13 protein-coding genes are annotated in these 20,762 nt (G+C 55.5%); 6 read left to right on the forward strand and 7 right to left on the reverse strand.

The window, feature by feature from the left end:
• The first annotated feature begins 359 nt into the window (after positions 1-359).
• From G516_RS0113680 to G516_RS0113705, 6 genes are read left to right on the forward strand one after another with little or no spacing between them, the layout of a single operon-like run.
• On the forward strand, positions 360-890 hold the full coding sequence (locus tag G516_RS0113680) for a TetR/AcrR family transcriptional regulator (protein ID WP_245582673.1): 531 nt from the start codon (positions 360-362) through the stop codon (positions 888-890).
• Positions 874-1,986, forward strand: coding sequence for an efflux RND transporter periplasmic adaptor subunit (locus tag G516_RS22555; protein ID WP_084645067.1), 1,113 nt, complete (start codon positions 874-876; stop codon positions 1,984-1,986). Before G516_RS0113680 ends, G516_RS22555 begins: the two co-directional genes overlap by 17 nt.
• The gene (locus tag G516_RS22560; RefSeq protein ID WP_051219433.1) at positions 1,983-5,066 is read left to right on the forward strand and encodes an efflux RND transporter permease subunit; all 3,084 of its coding nucleotides are present in this window, start codon (positions 1,983-1,985) and stop codon (positions 5,064-5,066) included. The genes G516_RS22555 and G516_RS22560 overlap by 4 nt, the downstream gene beginning before the upstream one ends.
• Positions 5,063-5,872, forward strand: coding sequence for a MipA/OmpV family protein (locus tag G516_RS0113695; protein ID WP_028294123.1), 810 nt, complete (start codon positions 5,063-5,065; stop codon positions 5,870-5,872). Before G516_RS22560 ends, G516_RS0113695 begins: the two co-directional genes overlap by 4 nt.
• Positions 5,873-5,889: 17 nt before the next feature.
• On the forward strand, positions 5,890-7,107 hold the full coding sequence (locus G516_RS0113700; RefSeq protein WP_211225125.1) for an alpha/beta hydrolase: 1,218 nt from the start codon (positions 5,890-5,892) through the stop codon (positions 7,105-7,107).
• Positions 7,104-8,162 (forward strand): lipid A deacylase LpxR family protein, encoded by a 1,059-nt coding sequence (locus G516_RS0113705; protein ID WP_028294125.1) that lies wholly within the window; start codon positions 7,104-7,106, stop codon positions 8,160-8,162. The genes G516_RS0113700 and G516_RS0113705 overlap by 4 nt, the downstream gene beginning before the upstream one ends.
• Before the next feature lie 101 nt (positions 8,163-8,263).
• On the opposite strand, the gene G516_RS0113710 is transcribed toward G516_RS0113705, so the two are convergent.
• From G516_RS0113710 to G516_RS22580, 7 genes are all read right to left on the reverse strand, one after another.
• A complete protein-coding gene (locus tag G516_RS0113710; RefSeq protein ID WP_028294126.1) occupies positions 8,264-9,829 on the reverse strand; it encodes a DUF4124 domain-containing protein in 1,566 nt (521 codons plus the stop codon).
• A 192-nt stretch (positions 9,830-10,021) separates the two neighbouring features.
• On the reverse strand, positions 10,022-12,406 hold the full coding sequence (locus tag G516_RS0113715; RefSeq protein WP_028294127.1) for a two-component system response regulator: 2,385 nt from the start codon (positions 12,404-12,406) through the stop codon (positions 10,022-10,024).
• Positions 12,403-14,241 (reverse strand): PAS domain S-box protein, encoded by a 1,839-nt coding sequence (locus G516_RS24010; protein WP_051219434.1) that lies wholly within the window; start codon positions 14,239-14,241, stop codon positions 12,403-12,405. Before G516_RS24010 ends, G516_RS0113715 begins: the two co-directional genes overlap by 4 nt.
• Before the next feature lie 256 nt (positions 14,242-14,497).
• On the reverse strand, positions 14,498-17,380 hold the full coding sequence (locus G516_RS22565) for an FAD-binding and (Fe-S)-binding domain-containing protein (RefSeq protein WP_084645068.1): 2,883 nt from the start codon (positions 17,378-17,380) through the stop codon (positions 14,498-14,500).
• The gene (locus G516_RS22570) at positions 17,377-18,078 is read right to left on the reverse strand and encodes a LutC/YkgG family protein (RefSeq protein ID WP_036536636.1); all 702 of its coding nucleotides are present in this window, start codon (positions 18,076-18,078) and stop codon (positions 17,377-17,379) included. Before G516_RS22570 ends, G516_RS22565 begins: the two co-directional genes overlap by 4 nt.
• Positions 18,075-19,661 (reverse strand): LutB/LldF family L-lactate oxidation iron-sulfur protein, encoded by a 1,587-nt coding sequence (locus G516_RS22575; protein WP_245582674.1) that lies wholly within the window; start codon positions 19,659-19,661, stop codon positions 18,075-18,077. The genes G516_RS22570 and G516_RS22575 overlap by 4 nt, the downstream gene beginning before the upstream one ends.
• Positions 19,658-20,557: a (Fe-S)-binding protein gene (locus G516_RS22580; protein WP_084645069.1), complete on the reverse strand. Its 900-nt coding sequence runs from the start codon at positions 20,555-20,557 to the stop codon at positions 19,658-19,660. Before G516_RS22580 ends, G516_RS22575 begins: the two co-directional genes overlap by 4 nt.
• Positions 20,558-20,762 lie beyond the last annotated feature (205 nt).

Consider the following 20,762-nt stretch of genomic DNA (forward strand, 5'->3'; position numbering starts at 1 on the left):
CATAGGGCGAAGCATCGCCCTTCGTTGATTCACAAACCGGCAAATTGGTACTGAAGAGTATCCTGCCTGAATTGATGCCCCTATTCCCTTTTCCGTCGCACCTTTCCAAACCGGGTTACATAACAACCGATCCAAATAGCAACCGATCCAAATAGCAACCAGTGCAAGTAGTAAGCAGCGCTTGACTTTGGGCCCAAGGCGTATAAATTAAGTGTCACCAAGTGACACTTATTCACCGAGTGCCATTTTAATTATTCAAACCACAACGTGCGCAAGCCAAAATGACCCAATCAATAAAACCCCCAAGCCTGAGAGAGCAACAGAAAGCGAATACTCGAGCCGAGCTGACTCGAAAAGGCATGGAGTTGTTTTTAAAACAAGGTTTTGAAAGCACAACCATTGAACAAATCGTTGAGCCGCTGGGCATCGCCAAAAGAACATTCTTCCGCTACTTCAAAACCAAAGAAGACGTAGTGTTTGGCTTCTACGAAGATAAAACCCCGCTACTGGTAGAGCACCTTCAAAACAGACCTGCGCAGGAAGACGCCTACACAGCGGTCTGCCAAACACTGGCCATGCACCTGGAGCTCTATGATGCCAACCCACAGCAGGCCTGGGCTTTGGTTCGACTTATTCAGGAAAACCCGGCACTGGCGGCCAAAGGATTCGAAAAACGTAGCGAGAGGGAAGAGCGATTTGCTGACGCGCTGTTACAACGCTCTGACGCAGCGGATGCCTCACCGATCAAGGCCCGGGTTATCGTCGGCATTGCCATGCTCGCCTGGGAACAGGCACTTAAAGAATGGCACCGGCTTGGCGGCAAGCAGGATCTCCGCCCCATTGTGGAGCGTGCTTTTGAGATGGCGACCCCCAATGAAAAGGCCCTTTAATATCCTCCCGCCTGGCCATGCTGCCAGACAATATGCCGTAACGGCTCTGATGATATTCGCCAGCATCGGGCCTGCTGGTGCAACGGCTGCGGCAGAAGAAACGACCAAATCACCGGCAACGCTGACGGTAACCATCACATCCCCGACTACCGCCAGCTGGCCTGAAGAAGTCTTCGCCTACGGCTCAATTGCGGCGAGGGAAACCATCAGCGTCAGCGCCAATATTGGCGGCTACCCGCTAACGGACATTTTGGTAGATGTTGGCGATGAAGTCAGCAAAGGACAGCTATTGGCGCGGTTTGACTCTGCGCTGCTACTTGCAGAACAGGCAGAACTGGCTGCCAAAACAGAGCTGGCGATGGCAAATCGTGACCGCGCTGTACGGCTTCATACACGACAGTCGATCAGCGAGCAGGATCTGCTAACGGCGACAACCGACGCCAAGGTTGCTCAAGCGTTATTGGCCAAAAATCAGCTCCATCTCGACCACACTCAGGTCATCGCCGTAGAGGACGGTATTATTTCTGCTCGAGCGGCAACGCTGGGTGCCACCGTGCCGGTTGGCCAGGAGCTGTTCCGCATCATTAAGCACGGCAAGCTGGAATGGCGCGGCGAATTGAATGCAAAGCAGCTATCAGAGATCCAGAGCGGCCAATCGGTAAACCTTCAATTGCCCGATGGGGCAAAAGCAAAAGCCGTTGTTCGCCGTCTGTCCCCTACGTTGAATCCCCAATCCCGACTTGCCATGGTCTACGCCGATTTGAGTCCCCATTCATCAGCGAAAGCTGGAATGTATGCGTCAGGCAGCATCTATACCGGGGCCAGCAACATCCTGGCCATTCCCTCCAGAAGCGTCGTACTGCGCGACGGCCATTCCTATGTGCCAACGGTGAACGGTGAACTTGAATTTGCAGAGGTCAGCATGAAGCGGATATCCACCGGTCGTCGTCATGGCGATCTCATCGAAGCCCGCTCAGGACTCTCGCCAGAAGATATTGTGGTGGTTGATGGCGCAGGCTTCCTGTCCGACGGCGATATCGTCCGAATCGTCCAGCCTCCCATGACCGCTGACATGACCAGCGAGGAAGCACAGTGAACCTGGCAACCTGGTCTATCCGCCATCCCATTCCGGCAATCCTGCTGTTTACCATGCTGACATTTGCCGGTTTGTGGGGCTTTCAACAACTCCCAACGCAGAACCTTCCAGACCTGGATCTTCCCATGATCACCGTCAGTCTGGCGCAACCGGGCGCGGCTCCAGCGCAGCTTGAAACAGAAGTGGCCAGAAAAGTCGAGGATTCACTGGCCACACTGAACGGTTTGCGCCACCTGCGCACTTCCATTAGCGATGGCATGGTCACTATTCAGGTGGAGTTCGATCTTGAAAAACCGCTATCAGACGCTCTGATAGAAACGAAAAATGCCGTCGACAGCATCCGCTCGGAGCTTCCAGCCGACCTGGAGCAGCCAACGGTGACCACGCGCCGCAGCATCAGCGGCGCGGTGCTGACGTACGCTGTTTTCTCTGATCGTTACGACGAAGAAACATTGTCATGGTTTGTAGACAACACCCTGGCAAAAGCCGTTCTTGCGGTGCCCGGTGTGGGCCGTATCGAACGCATTGGCGGTGTCGATCGAGAAGTACATGTCGACGTTGATCCTGTCCTTATGGCCGGACTGGGCATAACCGCCGTTGACGTATCCCGTGCCCTGCGCCAGACCCAGCAGCAGTCGTCAGGAGGCGCAGCGAAGCTTGGGGGCGAGGAACAATCCATTCGGGTTGTTGCGACAATACAGCAGGCTGCCGAACTGGAGAATATCTTCATCCCGTTGGAGAACGGTCGCCGTGTCCGCTTGTCTGAAATTGCAACGGTCAGGGACTCCATCGCCACTCGCACCCAAACCGCTTTACTTGATGGCAAGGCCGTCGTTGGCTTCAGTGTCTACCGCGCCAAAGGATTCGACGAAGTGAACATCGCTGCGGGGGTACGTCGAGCCCTGGCAAGCGTTCAGGAGCAAGAGCCGTCGCTGACACTGACACCGCTATCCGGCTCCATAGAAGAAACCGTCGAGCAGTATGAGGGCTCGATGGCCATGCTTTATGAAGGCGCTCTGCTGGCCACTCTGGTGGTATTTCTGTTTCTGCGCGATTGGCGTGCAACCCTCATCTCCGCCACTGCCTTGCCATTATCCATCCTCCCCGCCTTTGCCCTGATGGCTCTGCTGGGCTACAGCCTCAATACCGTAACCTTGCTGGCATTGGCCGCCGTGATTGGCATTCTTGTAGACGATGCAATTGTCGAGGTTGAAAATATCGAGCGGCACTGCCAAATGGGCAAACCAGTCCGGCAGGCAGCCGAAGACGCCGTAAACGAAATCGCCCTCGCGGTCATTGCCACAACGCTGTGCCTGGTCGCGGTATTTATGCCGACGGCGGTGATGTCCGGCATCCCGGGCATGATGTTTCGCCAGTTTGGCTGGACTGCCGTCATTGCAGTGCTGGCGTCGCTTCTTGTTGCTCGTCTGCTGACGCCGATGATGGCCGTACACTTTCTCAAAAGCACACCGGCAAAACCACACCGTGATAGCGTCGTTATGAGAGCCTACATGACCGCGGTACGCTGGTGTTTGCAGCGTAGAAAAACCACACTCGCTGCTGCCACTGCATTCTTTTGCTTTTCGATGTCATTGCTGCCCATGATTCCCTCCGGTTTTGTGCCTGCGTCCGACAGCCGTTACATGACAGTCAGCATTGAATTACCACCGGGTAGTTCACTTGAACACACTCTGACCGCTGCAGAATCGGCTCGAACATCCCTCCTGCCCGTAGAAGACATTCAGTCAATATTTACCAGTATTGGCCAACCTCAGCAGGCAGGCCCCGGAGAAGTAACAGTCGGTGACTCGCGTCATGGCTCTCTGACGCTGATTCTCGCACCGCGGGACCAACGCAGGAGCAAAGTCCTCATAGAGGCCGACATACGTCAGCGACTGGAACGTGTAGCGGGCGCTCGTTTTAGCCTTGGCTCTGGCGGTCCCGGAGAAAAACTTGAGCTGCTACTTTCCAGCGACAGTGCTGACGCGTTGAACTCGACTGCGGTGGCACTTGAGCGTGAATTGCGCGGAGTTGGCACGCTTTCAAACGTATCTTCCACATCCAAACTGCAGCGCACCGAAATTGTTGTTCGCCCCGACCCTGCCCGGGCTGCTGAGCTTGGTATAACCACCGCCGCTATTGCAGGCGTTGTTCGCATTGCCACCCGCGGTGATTTTGACGCAATGGTTTCACGCCTCAACCTGGATAGCCGTCAAATCTACATCCGCACCCGACTGGCTGACCATCTGCGCAGCAATATGGATACGCTGGAAAACTTGCGCATTCATGGCCGAACAGGGCTGGTTCCACTCACCAGTGTTGCCAACTTGAGCATCGAAAGCGGCCCCTCACAAATAGAGCGGTACGACCGCCAACGATACCTGTCTGTAACCGCTGATTTGAGCGGTATGCCGCTGAGTGAAGCAGTAAAGGCTGCCTACCAACTGCCAGCAATCCGCAACATGCCATCCAGCGTTCGCTTGATCGAAAGTGGCGATGCAGAAGTAGCAGCAGAGACCATAAAAGGCTTCGGCCTTGCTATTTTGGCTGGCCTTTTCTGCATCTTTGCGGTGTTGATCCTGCTGTTTAAAGACTTCTTTCAGCCCATCACCATCCTCTCTGCTATCCCGCTGTCGGTGGGCGGTGCTTTCGTTGGCCTGATCGTCGGTCAAAGTGAGTTGAATGTACCATCCATGATTGGGTTGGTGATGCTGATGGGCATTGTCACGAAGAATTCCATTTTATTGGTTGAATACGCCAGTCAAACCATTCGCGAACAACATGTCCCAGTTTTGGAGGCGATCACGGAGGCCTGCCACAAGCGGGCTCGGCCAATCATCATGACCACCGTCGCCATGATTGCAGGCATGCTACCCATCGCGCTTGGACTGGGTGCAGATGCCAGTTTTCGAAGCCCTATGGCGTTCGCGGTGATTGGCGGACTACTGACGTCTACGATGCTGAGTCTGCTGGTTGTGCCTGTTGTATTTACATACATCCACGCAATGAAAACCCGGCTAGCCGCTCTTCCAGAGCGTGGTCAACCACTCCCTCCTCAGACAGCGGAAACCAAACTATGAGAATAAACCGCGATAGAACCAATCACATTGCCAGAATTGCGACCCTCTCGGCGCTCTTTGCAGTTGAATCTCCATCCTTCGCTGAAGAGCAAAAAGGTGAATCTGGCTCACTGCTCGTTTTTGCCGGTGCTGGCGTGATCAATCGGCCACAGTATCCAGGTAGCGACAGCACAGAAACCCGTGCAATGCCCCTCATCTCCTTGCGCTACAAACGCTTTTTTCTGGGAGGGTTAAATGGCCTTGAAACCGGGCTCGGGTTGATGATGTACAAAACCCCAACCATCGCTGTTGCTCTCGTTGGTACCCGCGATATCGACAAGCCCCGGGATCAATCCTACGACCAGCGTTTCAGAGGCGTGCGCGATATTGAACGGTCGACATTGGCAGGCTTTTACACCAGTTACAGCAAGGACTGGTACTCGTTCCATTCCAGCATCCTTACCGACGTTGAAAATGGCAGCCAGGGTACCGTGATCAACATTGGAGGAAGTCTGAACCGCACCCTCTACCAACGCCTCAACCTGTCAGTCAGCAGTAAAACAACCTGGGGTAATGACGAACATATGGATACCTTCTTTGCAGTTACCAGCCAGGATGCTGCGCAGTCCGACCTCGCGCGCCATAGCACACAAGCAGGGCTGGCCACCGTTGAATTCGGCGTTGGTGCGCGCTACCAGCTAACGCCACGACTTGGCATTGCTACGAACGCTACACAACAATATTTTCTGGGTGACGCAAAAGACAGCCCACTCATTCATAAACAACACCAAACCCGAATGGGTGTTTTTATGATGTACCGGTTTTAGGGACCCTCTGAATAACGATGAACAACATCGGACATCATCCATTGAAAAATAAAGGTAAGGCTATATTGGGAGCTTTGTTAGCCATAGCTCTGATGGTGGTGCTCACGTCGTCGTGCTCGAACCTGATAATGACCAACAACTCATCCATCTGGACCAGCTTTGACGACTATAAAGCAGCGGCAATCAGATCTGTCCGAGGACAGCGGGATTTCCAAACCGCCAACCATGAACTGGAAACGTTCCGAAACACGCCCCATGAGTGGGACAGCATGACTCCCGCGTCACAGCAGCGATCAGGGTCCTCAAGGGATGGCGTTCTGCTCGTTCATGGTCTTGGCGACTCCCCCTGGTCTTTTCATGACCTCGCTGAAAGGCTCTCAGCCGATGGTTATATCGTTCGGACAATATTGCTTCCCGGGCATGGCACCAAGCCCGCTGACATGTTGGATGTAACGGCTGAACAGTGGCAAACCATCGTCAATGATCAAGCGGATGCACTGGCCAGAGATATCGATGGAAATCTGTACCTTGGAGGATTTTCAACGGGGGCGAACCTGATACTTAATTACGCCTACCAGCATCCGGACGTTGATGGTCTGCTGTTATTCTCTCCGGGTTTTAAAAGCTTTTCGTTCGGCTGGCTCGCCCCCCTGCTGGCCAGTATCAAGCCATGGCTCATTACCCCCACCGAAGACAAGCCGCAACAAAATGAAGTGCGTTATATGAACGTTCCCATTAATGGTTACGCCCAATATTACCGCAGCAGTATCACAGCCCAGAAGTGGCTGGAAAACGTCTATAAAAAACCGGTTTTCATGGTCGTTTCAGAACACGACTCGGTGCTGGATACAGACTATTTGCTGGAAACATTTAACAGCCGCTTTACGCATCCGGACAGTCGCCTGATTTGGTATGGAAAGCTTCCTGACCCTGGCATCAATAGCAGCAGGATTCTGGTACGCAGTGATTTCATTCCCGAGGAAAGAATCAGCCAATTTTCCCACATGGGAATCTTGTTCTCCCCGGACAACCCCCTGTATGGCCGCAACGGCACTCTTCGGATTTGCCTAAACAGTACCAACAGTGCCCAAACAGCAGCTTGCGAAGCTGCCACCGACAGCGTTTGGTTTTCTGCCTGGGGATATGAAGAAGACAATAAGGTCCACGCCAGGCTCACGTTCAACCCCTACTTTTCCTGGCAATACGGCATTATGCGATCAGTGCTTGATTTATGAAGATTCCAAAGTGGCTTGGCGTTATTCTGACCATAGCACTGGCTTTCCCTGCCACGTTATCCGCAGAAGAAACAGATCACTGTCGCCGCTCAGGCGGCATTGCTGAGCAGTCGACCATTAATCTGCGCATCGACAATGATTTATTTGGGGGGCTGGATCAGGACCAGGGCTACACCAACGGATTTCTGCTGACGTTGGTTTCCCCCAATCTGCTGCATTATGCTGAGAACCCCTGCCTGCCGGATATAGCCCGCCAACTCAACCGGGTGTTCTCCTCCCTTCAACCAACCGGGTATGACGAATTGAATATGACGGTTGGGGTTGGACAAATGATGTACACCCCTACAGATCCGGAACCAGAGGATCTCATCGTTGAAGATAGGCCTTATGCTGGTGCCTTGCTTTTCAGTATTGGTTACAACGCCAGGCGAGATAATGATCTCCGCAGCGCTCTGCTAAGATTTGGCATGGTTGGCCCTGCTGCTCAAGGGGGCATCGTTCAAAATAACTTTCACGATCTGATAGGCGTCGACCGATTCAACGGCTGGGACAACCAGCTGCAGAATGAGCCGGTTCTGCAATTCATCGTTGAGCGGCGAAGACGCATTATGGAAAGTCGCAACCCCAAACCGCTAGGTGGAGATATGATTGTTCACGGCGGAGCCAGCATCGGTAACTTTGCGACCTATGCCAACCTGGGGTTTGAATATCGATTTGGCTACCATGTACCCGATGATTTCGGCACCGCTCCTTTGAGGCCAGCGGGCGAAAACACATCCCCGGTTAAAACAAACAGCTCCGAAGGTTGGCTCAGCCACCTGTTCATAGCATTTGATAGCCGATGGGTTGTGCACGACATCACCCTCGATGGAAATACATTCCAATCCAGTCATCGGGTCGATAAACGCCCGCTGGTTGCTGACCTGGGTTACGGCATTGCCGTGAGCAAGGGCGACTGGCGCCTGGCCTTCGCCAGGTATCACCGGACTCGGGAATTTGATGGGCAAAGGAAAACCCCAGCTCTGGGAAGCATTACCATTGGTCGCCGCTTCTAGGGGCCTTCTGGATAACCCGGTGCCATCCCCGTAGGGCCCTCATCCGATCTTTACAACGCCGCGACGAGAGCCGCACCAGTCAAAGGGCGATTGAGGAAACGCTACTGCCCCGCCGCAGTCGCACTGATGTTGGCAGCACGGCTGACATCAGCTCGGGCACCTATCACATCGTTGTTGTGACGACGGGCTTCTGCCCGGGCCAGCAAGGCATCGGGGTTGTCGCCATTGCGCTGGAGGAACTGGCTCCAGATGTCTTGCTGCCGTTGCCAGTATTGTTTTTTACCGTACAAGTCGCTCAACAGCTGGTACCAGGCAATGGGCGCCTTGCGGGCATCGACGGCCACCAGCGCATCCGCTTCAGCTTCGGAATAGTTACCCATTTGATACCAGACCGATGCTCGTTCAAATCGGGCTGGCCCGGAGTACGGATTAATCAGCAGTGCCTTGTCCAGATAATCCAGCGCGGCTTGCCAGTTCTGTCCAGCCGCTGCCTGCCGGGCCAGACTTGCCAGTGAGCCGATCAGCTGGGCTGACCACTGCGCCACCCTGGTGTCATCGGGCGCCAGACGCCGGGCAGCCGCCAATTCTGCGGCGGCATTTCGATATTGGTTTAGTCCGGCATACACTTCTGCCCGCCCCAAAAGACTGGCCGCATCGGCACTGCGCAGTGCCAACGCCTGATCAAACGCCAACAGCGCCTGCTGATAATGTTGCTGTTGCAGTTGCAGAGTGCCCAGCAGGCGCAGGTACTCGGCCGAGCTGGCAATGTTCAGCGCCTGCTTGATCTGGCCCATGGCCCGCACCTGCTGACCCCGTTGATGGGCTGTAGCGGCCTGCAAAAACAACAGTCGGCCTTCAAGGCTCACCAACAGCGGGTTTTTGGACACATGAAACAGCGCCTGTCGTACCAGCAATCGGGCTTTGGCTTCTCCGCCAGCCGCGGAGCCTGATGAAGCCAGACCTTGCTGATAAGCCAGGTCAACCGCTGTGCTGGCCACCAACAGCGACTGCGGTAAACGCTGCATGGCTTGTTGCCGGTACTGGTCGTATTGCGTTGCCGTGGTGGTTGCGTGGCTGGCACGTAATAGCAAGCTGTAGCCAATGCTGCTGTCGGGGCTGTGACGCAGGGCGGAATCAACATCCGTCATGGCGGCCATCATCAGATTATGAGCTTCGTCGTTGGCCGACCGCTGCATGGCCTGCTGCGCCAGTCCAACCAAATAGGTCGCCCGCGCCAGATAGGCGTATTCACTGCCTGACCTTAGCCTCACCCAGTCGTTGAACAGGCTCTGCATGGCAGGGTCACCGCTGTCGAATACCGAGTACAAATCGGCCAACACCGGCTCCTGGCTGATGTCGCTGGCAACCCGGCTACGGGCGCTGGAGAGTATTTGTTCGACATCGTAGAAGTGGCGGGAATTCAGGTAGGTGTTCAGACGTTGCCAGCTGTTGGCATCCATGCCCGCCAACACCACTCCGCTTTGGCGTTGACTGGTGCGATCACGCTCCAGCTGTCGGGTATCCACATAGCCTTGCTTGCCAGCGTTGGCAGGCACCCGATCTGAGAAATGAACCACGCCATTGGCATCGGTCCAACGGTGCATCTGGGCTTGCGCAGACAGGGCAAACAGCATGAGCGGTACGCCCACCATCAAATATCCAGTCATCACAGCCTCCTTGCCCCGTGTCCTGTTCAGTTTTCAGTCAGAAAAATCACCCGTGTATTATTGGCAGAGCCATCACACCTGCTGTGAACCGGCTCTCGTTTCTGTCGAAAACTTCGCCAACCTGCTGATGTTCAGGCGGCATATCGAACATTTTGGAACAAGTTTTGAATTTCGGACTGGGTAGCCTCCGGCTTAGCCACTGTGTTTATAGTCGAGTAGCTGCTCTGCGGGCACGTCGGCGCTGTAGTAAAAGCCTTGCAGACAATCACATCCCATACTCACCAGCATGGTTTTCTGTGATTCGGTTTCGACACCTTCCGCGGTCACTTCCAGATTAAGCACCCTGCACAAGGCCATGATGGCTTTACAGATTTCCACATCGTCCATGTCCTCTGGCAAATCGGACACAAAACTCTTGTCGATTTTGACGCGATTGAACGGCAATTCTTTCAAGCGCCCAAGCGACGAGTAGCCGGTGCCAAAATCGTCAATCGCCAGGCCCACGCCCATGTCACGAATTCGCCGCAGTTGCGGCATCAGGTTGGTGTGGTTTTGCAACGCCGTTTCGGTCATTTCCAATTCCAGCGACTCCGGCATCAGGCCATAGGCAGCGAGTGCTTCAGCAACAATGTCCGGGAAACTTTCATCGGCCATCTGGCGTACCGACACATTCACCGACATACGCGCATCACGAATGCCAACATGGTGCCATTCACTGGCGGTGCGACAGGCTTCCATCAAGACCCAACGCCCAACCTGAATGATGACGTCGGAGTTTTCAGCCACATGGATAAACCGGTCCGGGCACAACAGTCCCAGGGTTGGATGATCCCAACGCAGCAGCGCCTCGGCACCGACTACCCGGTCCTGACTGCTGGAAAAGATGGGCTGATAACCGACGACGAATTGGTCACGGGACAAGGCTTCGCGCAGGTCGGCTTCGATACGGATGCGCTGCTGATATTCCTGATCGAGGGCGAAGTCGTACAGGCAAAAGCGGTTTTTACCCTGCCGCTTGGCCTCAAACATAGCGGTATCTGCCGCCCGCACCAGTTCTTCATAGCCTCGTTCGGTATCATCCGACACCACCAAACCGATACTGGCCGACAACTGCACTTTTTCGCGACTCAGTTCAACAGGCTCGGAAGCCACATCGAGAATCTTGCGAGCAACCACTTCCATGCCCGCCGGGCTGGAGACATGTGGTACCAACACCACGAATTCGTCACCGCCCAAGCGGGCTATGGTATCGTCTTCCCGCAGCGCATCGACCAATCGCTGACCCAGAACCCGCAGCAAATGGTCGCCTTCGGCATGGCCCAGGGTGTCGTTGACCAGCTTGAAGCCGTCCAGATCCAGAAACGCCAGACCAATAAACTCCCCCGGTCGCTGCTGTTGCAGCGCCTTTTCCAGCGTCCGTTCAAACTTGATGCGATTGCCAAGCCCCGTGAGGGAGTCGATGTAGGCCATCCGGGTGAGGTTCTGCTCTGCCCGACGCAGCCGTGAAATATCCGACAGGTTGATGATGTACCCCGTCAGGTTGTAGTTGTCGTCACGCACCTGGGATATGTGTTGCCAGGCCGGAAAAATCTCGCCATTTTTGCGCGCACACATGATTTCGCCGCTCCAGGAGCTGGCGGCAACGGCCATCTGTATCGGCTTATCGTCTTCGCGCCGGGCCGACAGCAGCAATTCGGGGTTCTGTCCCAGTAATTCCGACTGCGAATAGCCGGTGATGTTTTCAAACGCCGGGTTCACCCGGATGATGTGAAGGTCCGTATCCAGTACCAACAAGCCTTCCGAGCTGGACTCGAACACCACGTCAGCCTGCAACAAGTTCTGTTTGGCCTGTTGTTCCTCGTGCACATCCTGCAGCAAGCCGCTCACCGAGCGGCGTTTGTTACGGCCGGAAACCACCGTCGCAAAAACCCGGTGCCAGTGGTATTCCGCACTGTCCTTGATGACTCGAACCAAACAGGAAGTACGGTGCTTGTTGGCCAACTCCTGTTCGAGCATCTCTCGGTCTTCCGGGTGCAGTTTGGACAGCAGTTCCGACAGGCTCCACTCGAACGGTTCAACGTTGTCATCCAGCTCAGGGGCTGGCAGCGAGTCTTCGTCTTCCGGTTGCCACTCCCACACCTTCATGCGTGCCGATTCCAGCGCCATACGCAGTTTGTTGGAATACAGGCGGATTTCTTCATCAGCACGGTGGCGAGTCATCGCGACCCGAATGGCGGCGTCGATTTCACGGCGTTCAAACGGTTTCACCAGATAGCCATACGGCAGTGAGGCAATGGCTTCGTCCATGGTGGTTTCATCGGTATACGCCGTCAGGAACACCACCGGAATATCGAGCTGCTTATGGATAATGTCGGCCGCTTCGGTACCCAGCATGTCGCCGGCCAGATGAATGTCCATCAGCACCAACGACGGCTTCAGCTCAACGGCTTTTTCAATAGCGACCTCTGCCTTGGCAGCCATGCCAACGACCTGATGGCCAATATCCTCCAGGGTTGCGCGCAGGTCCAAAGCAGTAATTTGCTCGTCTTCAACAATCAAGATACGTTCCGAACTCATGCTTTCGATCCTTGCTCTTCTGCCGCTTTTGCCAACGTCAGGGTAAATCGCACCCCGGTATCCGATTCTGTAATCAACTTGCCATCCATCTGCTCGACCAGACCGACAATCAACTGGAAGCCCAACGAGCCGCCAGTACCGGGCCGGACTCCCTCAGGCAAGCCAACACCGTTGTCTTCCACCACAACGGCAACTTCTGCCTCGCGCTCCACCAGCATCACACGGATGTAACCACCGCGTCGCTTGGGGAAGGCATGTTTGACCGAGTTGGTGATCACCTCGTTCATAAACAGACCAAACGGCTGGGCAACATCCAGAGGGATATGTATCTGTTCCTGATTGGACTCTACGCTCAGATCAATGCCTCGCACACTGGACAAATAGCTACGTTTGACCAGCTCCAGCAGGCGTCCGGCATAGGCCACAACATCAATACGGTCATAGTGGCTCTGTTCGTACAGCAGCTGATGGATCAGAGCCATGGCCCGAATACGGTCCTGACTCTCGGTAAAATGCCCCCGCACTTCTTCCGGCACCTTGCGGGTTTGCAGGCTCAACAAACTCGACACCACCTGAAGGTTGTTTTTCACCCGGTGATGGACTTCGTTCAGCAGTGAGGTTTTTTCATCCAGCGCCAGTTGCAGTTCCTGCTGGATCGACTTCTGAATGGTGACGTCCATGATGGTCGCTAGGGTGATTTGTTTTTTGTCGAATTCCATCGGCGTCAAACCAATTTCCACCGGGAACTGACTGCCGTCCTTTCGCATTGCAAACAACTCCCGCCGGGCTGCCATGGTGCGCTTTTCAGGATTGGCCAAATATTGCTGACGTAACTCGGCGTGGTGAATGGCCGTGTGTGGCGGTATCAATTGTTCTACCCGCAACGCCATGAGCTCTTCCAGAGGGTAGCCAAACATCTCGGTAGCGCGGTTATTGGCCAGCTGGATGTTGCCATCCGCATCCACCAGCAACAGGCCATCAGCGGTACTGTCGACCACTCGTCGGAATCGCTCTTCACTGGCTTTCAGCTGCCGCTCTGAGCGGGCACGGTCAGAAATATCAATGGCTGAAGGAATCAGATGGGTAATGCGACCAGCATCGTCCATCAAGGGAGCCATCATAAAGTCGATGAGCATGCGTTCGTTGTTGGCAATTTGAATTTCGACTTCGTAGCGTACGGTCTCGCCTTTAAGAGCTTGCTCGATACTTTGTTTGAGCCGTTGCTGGGTATCGGGATCATGGTTCCACCAGGGGCAGTCCCAGAACTTCAACCCCATGACATCTTCAGCCTTGATGCCCGCCGCATCCAGCGGAGGCCGGTTGGCATCAATCAAGGTGCCATCCAGCGTCAGTACTCCAACAAACGAAAACAGGCTGTCGATCACCCGCCGAACCAGCGCATTGGCGTCGATGCGGGCCTGCGACAGTTGGTTCAATAGCGTGAGGTTTTCAGCCACCACCAGAATGCCGTCTACCGGCTGCTGAGGGTCACTGTTGCGAAAAATGGGAATGTAGGAGCCTTGCCAGACCGACTCTTCACCAGCAAGGCTTGGGGTTTCTCCGGAAATTTCGAAGTCCATGTGGCCGGTGCCGGTATCCAGCACTTGTTGCAGCATGGGCTCAATGATGGGCGCAAGATCCGGCAGAATTTCCCTGACCCGCTGACCCAGATGCTGCTGGGCCGACACGCCATTGAAGCGTGCCAGGGTATCGTTGATGCTGATGTAACGCAGGTCATGGTCCAGAATGGCCAGACCAAGGTCGTCATTCGCCATCAAGGCATCAAAGGCGGCGGCTTTTAGCTGTTCGGTACTGCTGGCAACTTCCTTGACCATCTGACCTACCTGACTGTTTTTATGGGGTACGATTACCACTCACGGTCGGGGCACTCTGCGCCTCCTTACACAGCATAGGCCAGATACCAGAAGCCAGCTGGCAAGGCATCACGAAAGTCGGGGATTCTGTATGACTATTTCCGCCAACATCCAAGTCAGCCAATACAGAAATACTCCGAAACCCCACTACCAATGACCCACAGATACTGCTCCTTTGGTCAATTGTTAACCCAAAAGCCCAGCCGGCTCAAGTACGTCAGGATTCCATGGTCTCCTTTTGCTCTGGGCCAGCTTCGGTAATACGTGAGTTCAGCGGTTGCTTTGGCGCACTGACCCGATCCAGCAAATAGAACACCGAGTGGTAAGGAACTTCGCTGTTTTTGCTGAGGCCAATCTCACAGGTTCTGCTGGTCGAAATGCCTTCGGCACTGCCCTGCACTTGCGCTTTCAGCGGGGCTAACGCGGAGTCGTTCAATTGCGGCAGCACAAAGCCTTTGTCGCCCGCAAAACCACAGCAGGTAATGTCTTCCGGCACCACCACGTTGCTGGAACACTGGTTTGCCAGTGCCACCAGTTCGTTACCCAGCCCCTGCTTTACCGTCGAACAGGTGATGTGCACCGCAATCTGCTCTGGAGTTGGCGCAATATCAAGGCGTGGCACCAGATAACGGTTAGCAAACCGAATAGGGTCCAGCAGCTCAATGCGTTTGTCGAGTCGTTCCGCCATGCGGAAGGTACAAGGGCTGGTATCAATCAGCACCGGCAAACGGCCGTTGTCGGTCGCCGCCAGCAAGGCCTGATTCAGTTGTTCGGCCATGGCATCGGCCTGTTCAAACATGCCTTTGCTCTCCAGTGGCATACCGCAGCAATGGGCTTGCTGGTCGACCATCTGGCTGATGTTAAGCCCCGCCTTGGTGGCCAGGTCCAGTGTTACCTGCTGCAAACTGCGCTGGTCGGCATCCTGTTTGGCTGGCCCCATATTGCGGCTGGCGCAGCTCGGGAAGTACACCAGATCGGCATTGGCGTCACAGCCAACCAGTGGCCGCGCCGTTTCACTGGCCTGCGGCATGGCGTTGTGCCAAAGAGGCAACTTGTCAAAGGTCGCCACGTTGGCCAGCTTACTTGCACCTGCCAGTACGGTATCGCCCACCACTGAGCGGGTGACATCCACCAGCTTCAGCGCGCCGTGGGTGGTGTTGGCAACGGTTTCAAAGTGGCTGGCCACCCAATCTGCACGACCTTCGTACTTGCCGTTGCGCTCGTGGCGCAAATGCCGTGACAGGTCGCCGGTATTGATTTTCACAGGACAGGCCGTGCTACACAGCCCGTCCGCCGCGCAGGTATCCACCCCCTGATACTGGTAGTCCTTCAGCATCTGCTGGTATTCGGGGTTGGATTCGGTGGTGCCGGCACGTTGTTGGCGGCTGAGTTCACGCATCACCACAATGCGCTGGCGCGGCGTCAGGGTCAGATTCTTCGACGGGCAGACCGGCTCACAGAAACCGCATTCAATGCACTTGTCGACCAAGTCATGGGCTTCGGGAATGGGTTTCAGGTTCTGGATATGGGTCTGCAAATTGGTGGTCAGGATCACCCCGGGGTTCAACAGGGTTTTCGGATCGAAGGCCCGCTTGATCTTCCACATCAGCTCATAGGCTTGTTTGCCCCATTCCAGCTCCACAAACGGCGCCATATTGCGTCCGGTGCCGTGCTCGGCCTTCAGTGAGCCGTCGTAACGCCCCACCACCAGCACACAAACGTCGTCCATAAAATCGGCGTAACGCTGGATTTCCGCCGGGTCGGTAAAATTCTGGGTGAAGACAAAATGCAGGTTACCCGCCAACGCATGACCAAAAATAATCGCTTCGTCGTAGTGGTACTTTTTAAACAAGGCTTGCAATTCCAGCACCGCCGGAGCCAGGGATTCGACTGGAAACGCCACGTCTTCGATGATGACGGTGGTGCCTTTTTCGCGCACCGCGCCGACCGCCGGGAACATGCCTTTGCGGATGTTCCAGTACAACGCACAGGTGGCCGGATCAGTAGTGAATTCCTTGCCATGCAAACATTCAAACGGCTCCAGCGCTGCCAATACATCGGCCAGCTTATGGTTCAGTTCGTGGTCGGTACCGCCGCGTACTTCCACCAGCAAACAGGCCGCGTCATCGCTCAGGCCCGGCATGTATTCTGGCATGCCCGGATTGTTTTCCACCGAGCGCAAGCCCGGACGGTCGATCAGCTCTACCGCAGCGACCGGGGTGTGCGACAGCGCGGTAACCGCGTTACTGGTTTGTTCGATGTCAGCAAAAATCAACAACGCCGATGCCTTGTGGGCGTGCTCTTCTACCGTGCGATAGACAACTTCAGAGACAAACCCCAGTGTGCCTTCAGAGCCGACCATCAGGTGCATCAGAATATCAATTGGGTCCTGATAATCGACCAGCGCATTGAGGCTGTAACCGGTGGTGTTCTTGATGGAAAATTTCTTGATGATGCGGTTGCGCAGCTCATCGTTGGTTGCCACCTCGTCGCGCAAACCTTCAAGTGCTGCAACCAGCTCGGGCTGGGCCCTTAAAAACGCCGAACGGGAATCCACATCGGCGGTATCCAGCACGGTGCCGTCGGCCAAAACCAGCCGCATGGAATCAATGGTTTGGTAGGTATTCTGGGCCGTACCGCAGCACATGCCAGAAGCGTTATTGGCGACAATTCCGCCGATCTTACAGGCATTGATGGAAGCAGGGTCAGGTCCGATCTTACGGGCAAACGGTGCCAGTTTGCGGTTGGCATGAGCACCAATCACACCCGGCTGAACCTTGAGCTTACCGCCTCCTTCCAGCACTTTCATTCCGTTCCACTGGCTCGACAAGCGCACCAGAATGCCATCTGTTACAGCCTGGCCCGACAGACTGGTACCGGCTGCACGGAAAGTAACGTGCACCCGGTGCCGTTGTGCCAGCATCAGCAGCTGAACCACTTCGGCTTCATTGTCGACCATCACCACGGCGGTGGGAATCAGCCGGTAAAAGCTGGCGTCAGTACCAAAGGCGAGCTTGCGCAGTGGGTCGGTGACAATGCGCTCGGCGTCGACAATCTTCGCCAGCGCCTGCAAAAACCCCTTGTAGTCTGGCTGGTTCATGATGACGCCTCCTCGCTGGACGCCACGTCATTGATCCAGAGAATCAGCAAGGATTTTGGACCATGTGCACCGTAAGCCAGCGTCTGTTGAATGTCCGCCGTTTTGCTGGGGCCAGACACAAACAGCAAGTTGGTTGGCATCGCTTTGCCAGCACGCCCGGCCATATAGTCGGTCAGGCCAGAAACCATGTCGCTTTCACGGGCAACGATGATGCTGAGCGGCGGCACCAGCGATAAGGTGCGAGGTTCCTGCGGGCCAGTTTCCAGCACCAGCGAGCCGGTCTCTGCCAATACCGCTGAGGCATAGCTGAGGCCCGCATCGGTGTTGGAGAACAGTTGCGAGCGCATGCTGCCGGGGTTGCCCTGCCAATGCTCTACCGAGCTATCGAACACCTGCAAAGCAACGGCCGAAGCCTGAGCCGCCAGAGTGTCTTTCAGAGCACCGGTTTCGGCGCGGTTTGCCAGCAACAGAGAACCCACCTGACGCTTGTTCAGTTCATCCGCCAGCGTCTGCTGCCAGGATTGCGCAGTAGTCTCCACGATGTCGGCGTGGTTCGCCGCCATCAACTCCATAAAACGACTGCGCCACTGTGCTTCTGGCAAGGTTGCCAGCGGCGGTAGCTCATCACGACTGGAAGCAGTGGTCTGATTGGTTTGGCCAGCACGCAGGCGGGCGAGAATGTTATTACGAGCGCTCATGACTTCGCCTCCGCTGTTCTGGTCGATTTTCCGGTCAAGGTGCTGGTTGCTGAACTGGCAATACCCGCTTCCCTGGCCAACTGATGCAAGGTTTTGGCGGCAGGCTTCGGCATCGAACGGGTGTTGGTCCAGGGTGCCAATTTGCCCGGCATCAATGCCCGGCCAAGGGTCATGGCACGGGTACCCAGTCGGTATACCGCAGGATGACGATGCATCTGGCTCCAACCCTGCCAGATCAGGGCTTCTTTCATACGACGGTTGCGGCCAGCACCGTTGGCATGCAGCGTGCCATCATGCTGGGTCGCAACAGGGGCCACGGATTCTGCACGCAGTTTGCGAATCAGGGTCGGTAGCGGAATTCGTACCGGGCAAGCCTCACCACAAGCACCATTGAGTGAGCAGGCATTGATCATGTCGCCGTTAGCGCCCAAACCACCGGCACTGTCCAACTGCGGTGTTACGACCTGGCCAATGGGGCCGGGATAGGTCGAGCCGTAAGCATGGCCACCAATGCGGGCATACACCGGGCAATGGTTCATGCAGGCACCGCAACGAATGCATTGCAGGGTTGGTTTCAGGTCCGGGTGGTTAAACATCTTCGAACGGCCGTTATCCAGCAACACCATGTGCACTTGCTCCGGGCCGTCCAGCTCATCAGCCTTGCGCGGACCAGATATCATGTTGACGTAGGTGGTGATCAGCTGACCAGTAGCTGAACGCGGCAACAAGGTTAGTAGCTCGGGCACATCCGTCAGCGAACGCACGACCTTTTCAATACCGGTGACGGCTATGTGAATCGGCGGCACCGTGGTGCTCATGCGGCCGTTGCCTTCGTTCTCGACCAGCAGCAAGGTGCCGGTTTCGGCAATCGCCATATTGACTCCGGACACACCGACATCGGCCTGCTCAAACTTCTGTCGTAAAATCGCCCGGGCGTTGCCGATCAGGTCGTCAACATCCTCACTGTAAGGTACTGGCTCGCCATCGGGTGTGGTCGCACGGGTGTGCATCAGCTGGGCAATTTGCTGCTTATTTTTGTGGATGACTGGCATCACAATGTGGGATGGCGCTTCCTTGGCCAGCTGCACCAGATACTCGCCCATGTCACTTTCAAGGCATTCAATACCACGGGCTTCAAGGTAATGGTTGAGCTCGATTTCCTCGCTCACCATCGACTTGCCTTTAACCACGGTCTTGGCGTTGTTGGCCGCCATAATGCCGTGAATGATCTGATTGGCCTGGGTTGCCGTTTCCGCCCAATGCACCTGCACTCCGTTGGCGGTCAGGTTGGTTTCCAGCAACTCCAGCAATTCGGGCAGATTGGCCAGACTGCGCTGTCGAGCCGCCTCGCCACGATCACGCAAGTCTTCCAGCTCCGCCTGATCCGGGAAAACGCTTTTGCGCTTGGCTTGCAGAAAATCACTGGCGCCACGGAAGCTGGCTCGCAGAGTGTCATTTTCCAGCGCCATTTGGGCGCGAACCTTGAAATGGCGAGAGGCCATGTCGGCAAATTCATGTTCTTCGCGGTTAACCGCTTCCGTCAGCTCAATGAAATTCGGCTGAGTCATGTTGGATTCACTCATTGGGCACCCTCCTCTCCCGGCTGCTCGGTACTCGAGCGATGGCGGCCTATAACCACTTTGCTGGTGTCCATGGCGTTCTTCACCAGGCTCGCCAAATGGGCCACCGGAATCGCTTGGCATTCGCCCTGCTCTGCCAGCTTGTCGAGAGTGCCGCCAATGTTCATCAGGCAGCCGCAATCAGCACTGGTGATTACCGTTGCACCGGTAGCCGCCATGGCACGGGCCTTGTCGTTGGCCATCGCAGCCGAAATATCGCCCTGTTTAACCGCGAAGGTACCGCCAAACCCGCAGCACTCGGTCACGCGCTCGGGCTCCACGACGTGCACGTCTGGTAGTCGCGTGGCCAATGCCATGTGTTCCGCAGCCAACCCCATGCCACGACGGGTCGAACAGGAGGTGTGCAGCGCCACTTTTTGTACCGAATCTTGAACGGAATCGCCACCAGCGCCAGAAGAATTGGTATGACCAATATTCTCGAACTGCACATCCAGCACGTTAATCAGGAACTCGCTGAACTCAAATGTACGCTCGGCCAATGCTTTCGCCTGCGCCTGATGAGGCGTATTGGCGAACATCACCGGGTATTCATGGACCATCATGCCGGTACATGAGCCCATCATGACCACCACCGGAATATCAGCCTCAAACGCTGCCAGCTGGGTCAGCGCAACAGCTCGGGCTTCGTCTTCAAAACCGCTGTTCCAGGCAGGCTGGCCACAGCAGGTTTGCGCCTGCGGGAAAATGACCTCAATGCCTTGCTGGCGGAAAAACTCAATCGCGTCCATCCCCGCTTCGGGATAGAAACTGTCGACCAGGCAGGTGCCCATCAGGTAGATGCGACTTGGAACGTCGGGATACGAACGCGGCTGTTTGCGCGTATTGCCGGAGGCGGCCATAACTTGCTCCACGGTTGCAGGCGCTGTTCAGGCCACCAAACCGCCTGATTAGGGCGGCGGATGGAATGGACTGCTGAAGGCGCTTGTTTTTCTTGTTTTAACCGGGTAAATTTAAATTGGTAATACCAATTACCCAGATTATTTAAAGGCAAATTAACTCCGATTGATGCACAGGTCAATGCGGAGCATCACGCATTGGCCGAAA

The sequence above is a fragment of the Oceanobacter kriegii DSM 6294 genome, from assembly GCF_000422845.1.
GTDB lineage: Bacteria > Pseudomonadota > Gammaproteobacteria > Pseudomonadales > Oceanobacteraceae > Oceanobacter > Oceanobacter kriegii.

Excerpts from the sequence above, each read along its gene's own strand:
- G516_RS0113680 (WP_245582673.1), top strand. The coding sequence starts at position 360 with ATGGAGTTGTTTTTAAAACAAGGTTTTGAAAGCACAACCATTGAACAA.
- G516_RS22555 (WP_084645067.1), top strand. The coding sequence starts at position 874 with ATGAAAAGGCCCTTTAATATCCTCCCGCCTGGCCATGCTGCCAGACAA.
- G516_RS0113695 (WP_028294123.1), top strand. The coding sequence starts at position 5,063 with ATGAGAATAAACCGCGATAGAACCAATCACATTGCCAGAATTGCGACC.
- G516_RS0113700 (WP_211225125.1), top strand. The coding sequence starts at position 5,890 with ATGAACAACATCGGACATCATCCATTGAAAAATAAAGGTAAGGCTATA.
- G516_RS0113705 (WP_028294125.1), top strand. The coding sequence starts at position 7,104 with ATGAAGATTCCAAAGTGGCTTGGCGTTATTCTGACCATAGCACTGGCT.
- G516_RS0113710 (WP_028294126.1), bottom strand. The coding sequence starts at position 9,829 with ATGACTGGATATTTGATGGTGGGCGTACCGCTCATGCTGTTTGCCCTG.
- G516_RS0113715 (WP_028294127.1), bottom strand. The coding sequence starts at position 12,406 with ATGAGTTCGGAACGTATCTTGATTGTTGAAGACGAGCAAATTACTGCT.
- G516_RS24010 (WP_051219434.1), bottom strand. The coding sequence starts at position 14,241 with ATGGTCAAGGAAGTTGCCAGCAGTACCGAACAGCTAAAAGCCGCCGCC.
- G516_RS22565 (WP_084645068.1), bottom strand. The coding sequence starts at position 17,380 with ATGAACCAGCCAGACTACAAGGGGTTTTTGCAGGCGCTGGCGAAGATT.
- G516_RS22570 (WP_036536636.1), bottom strand. The coding sequence starts at position 18,078 with ATGAGCGCTCGTAATAACATTCTCGCCCGCCTGCGTGCTGGCCAAACC.
- G516_RS22575 (WP_245582674.1), bottom strand. The coding sequence starts at position 19,661 with ATGAGTGAATCCAACATGACTCAGCCGAATTTCATTGAGCTGACGGAA.
- G516_RS22580 (WP_084645069.1), bottom strand. The coding sequence starts at position 20,557 with ATGGCCGCCTCCGGCAATACGCGCAAACAGCCGCGTTCGTATCCCGAC.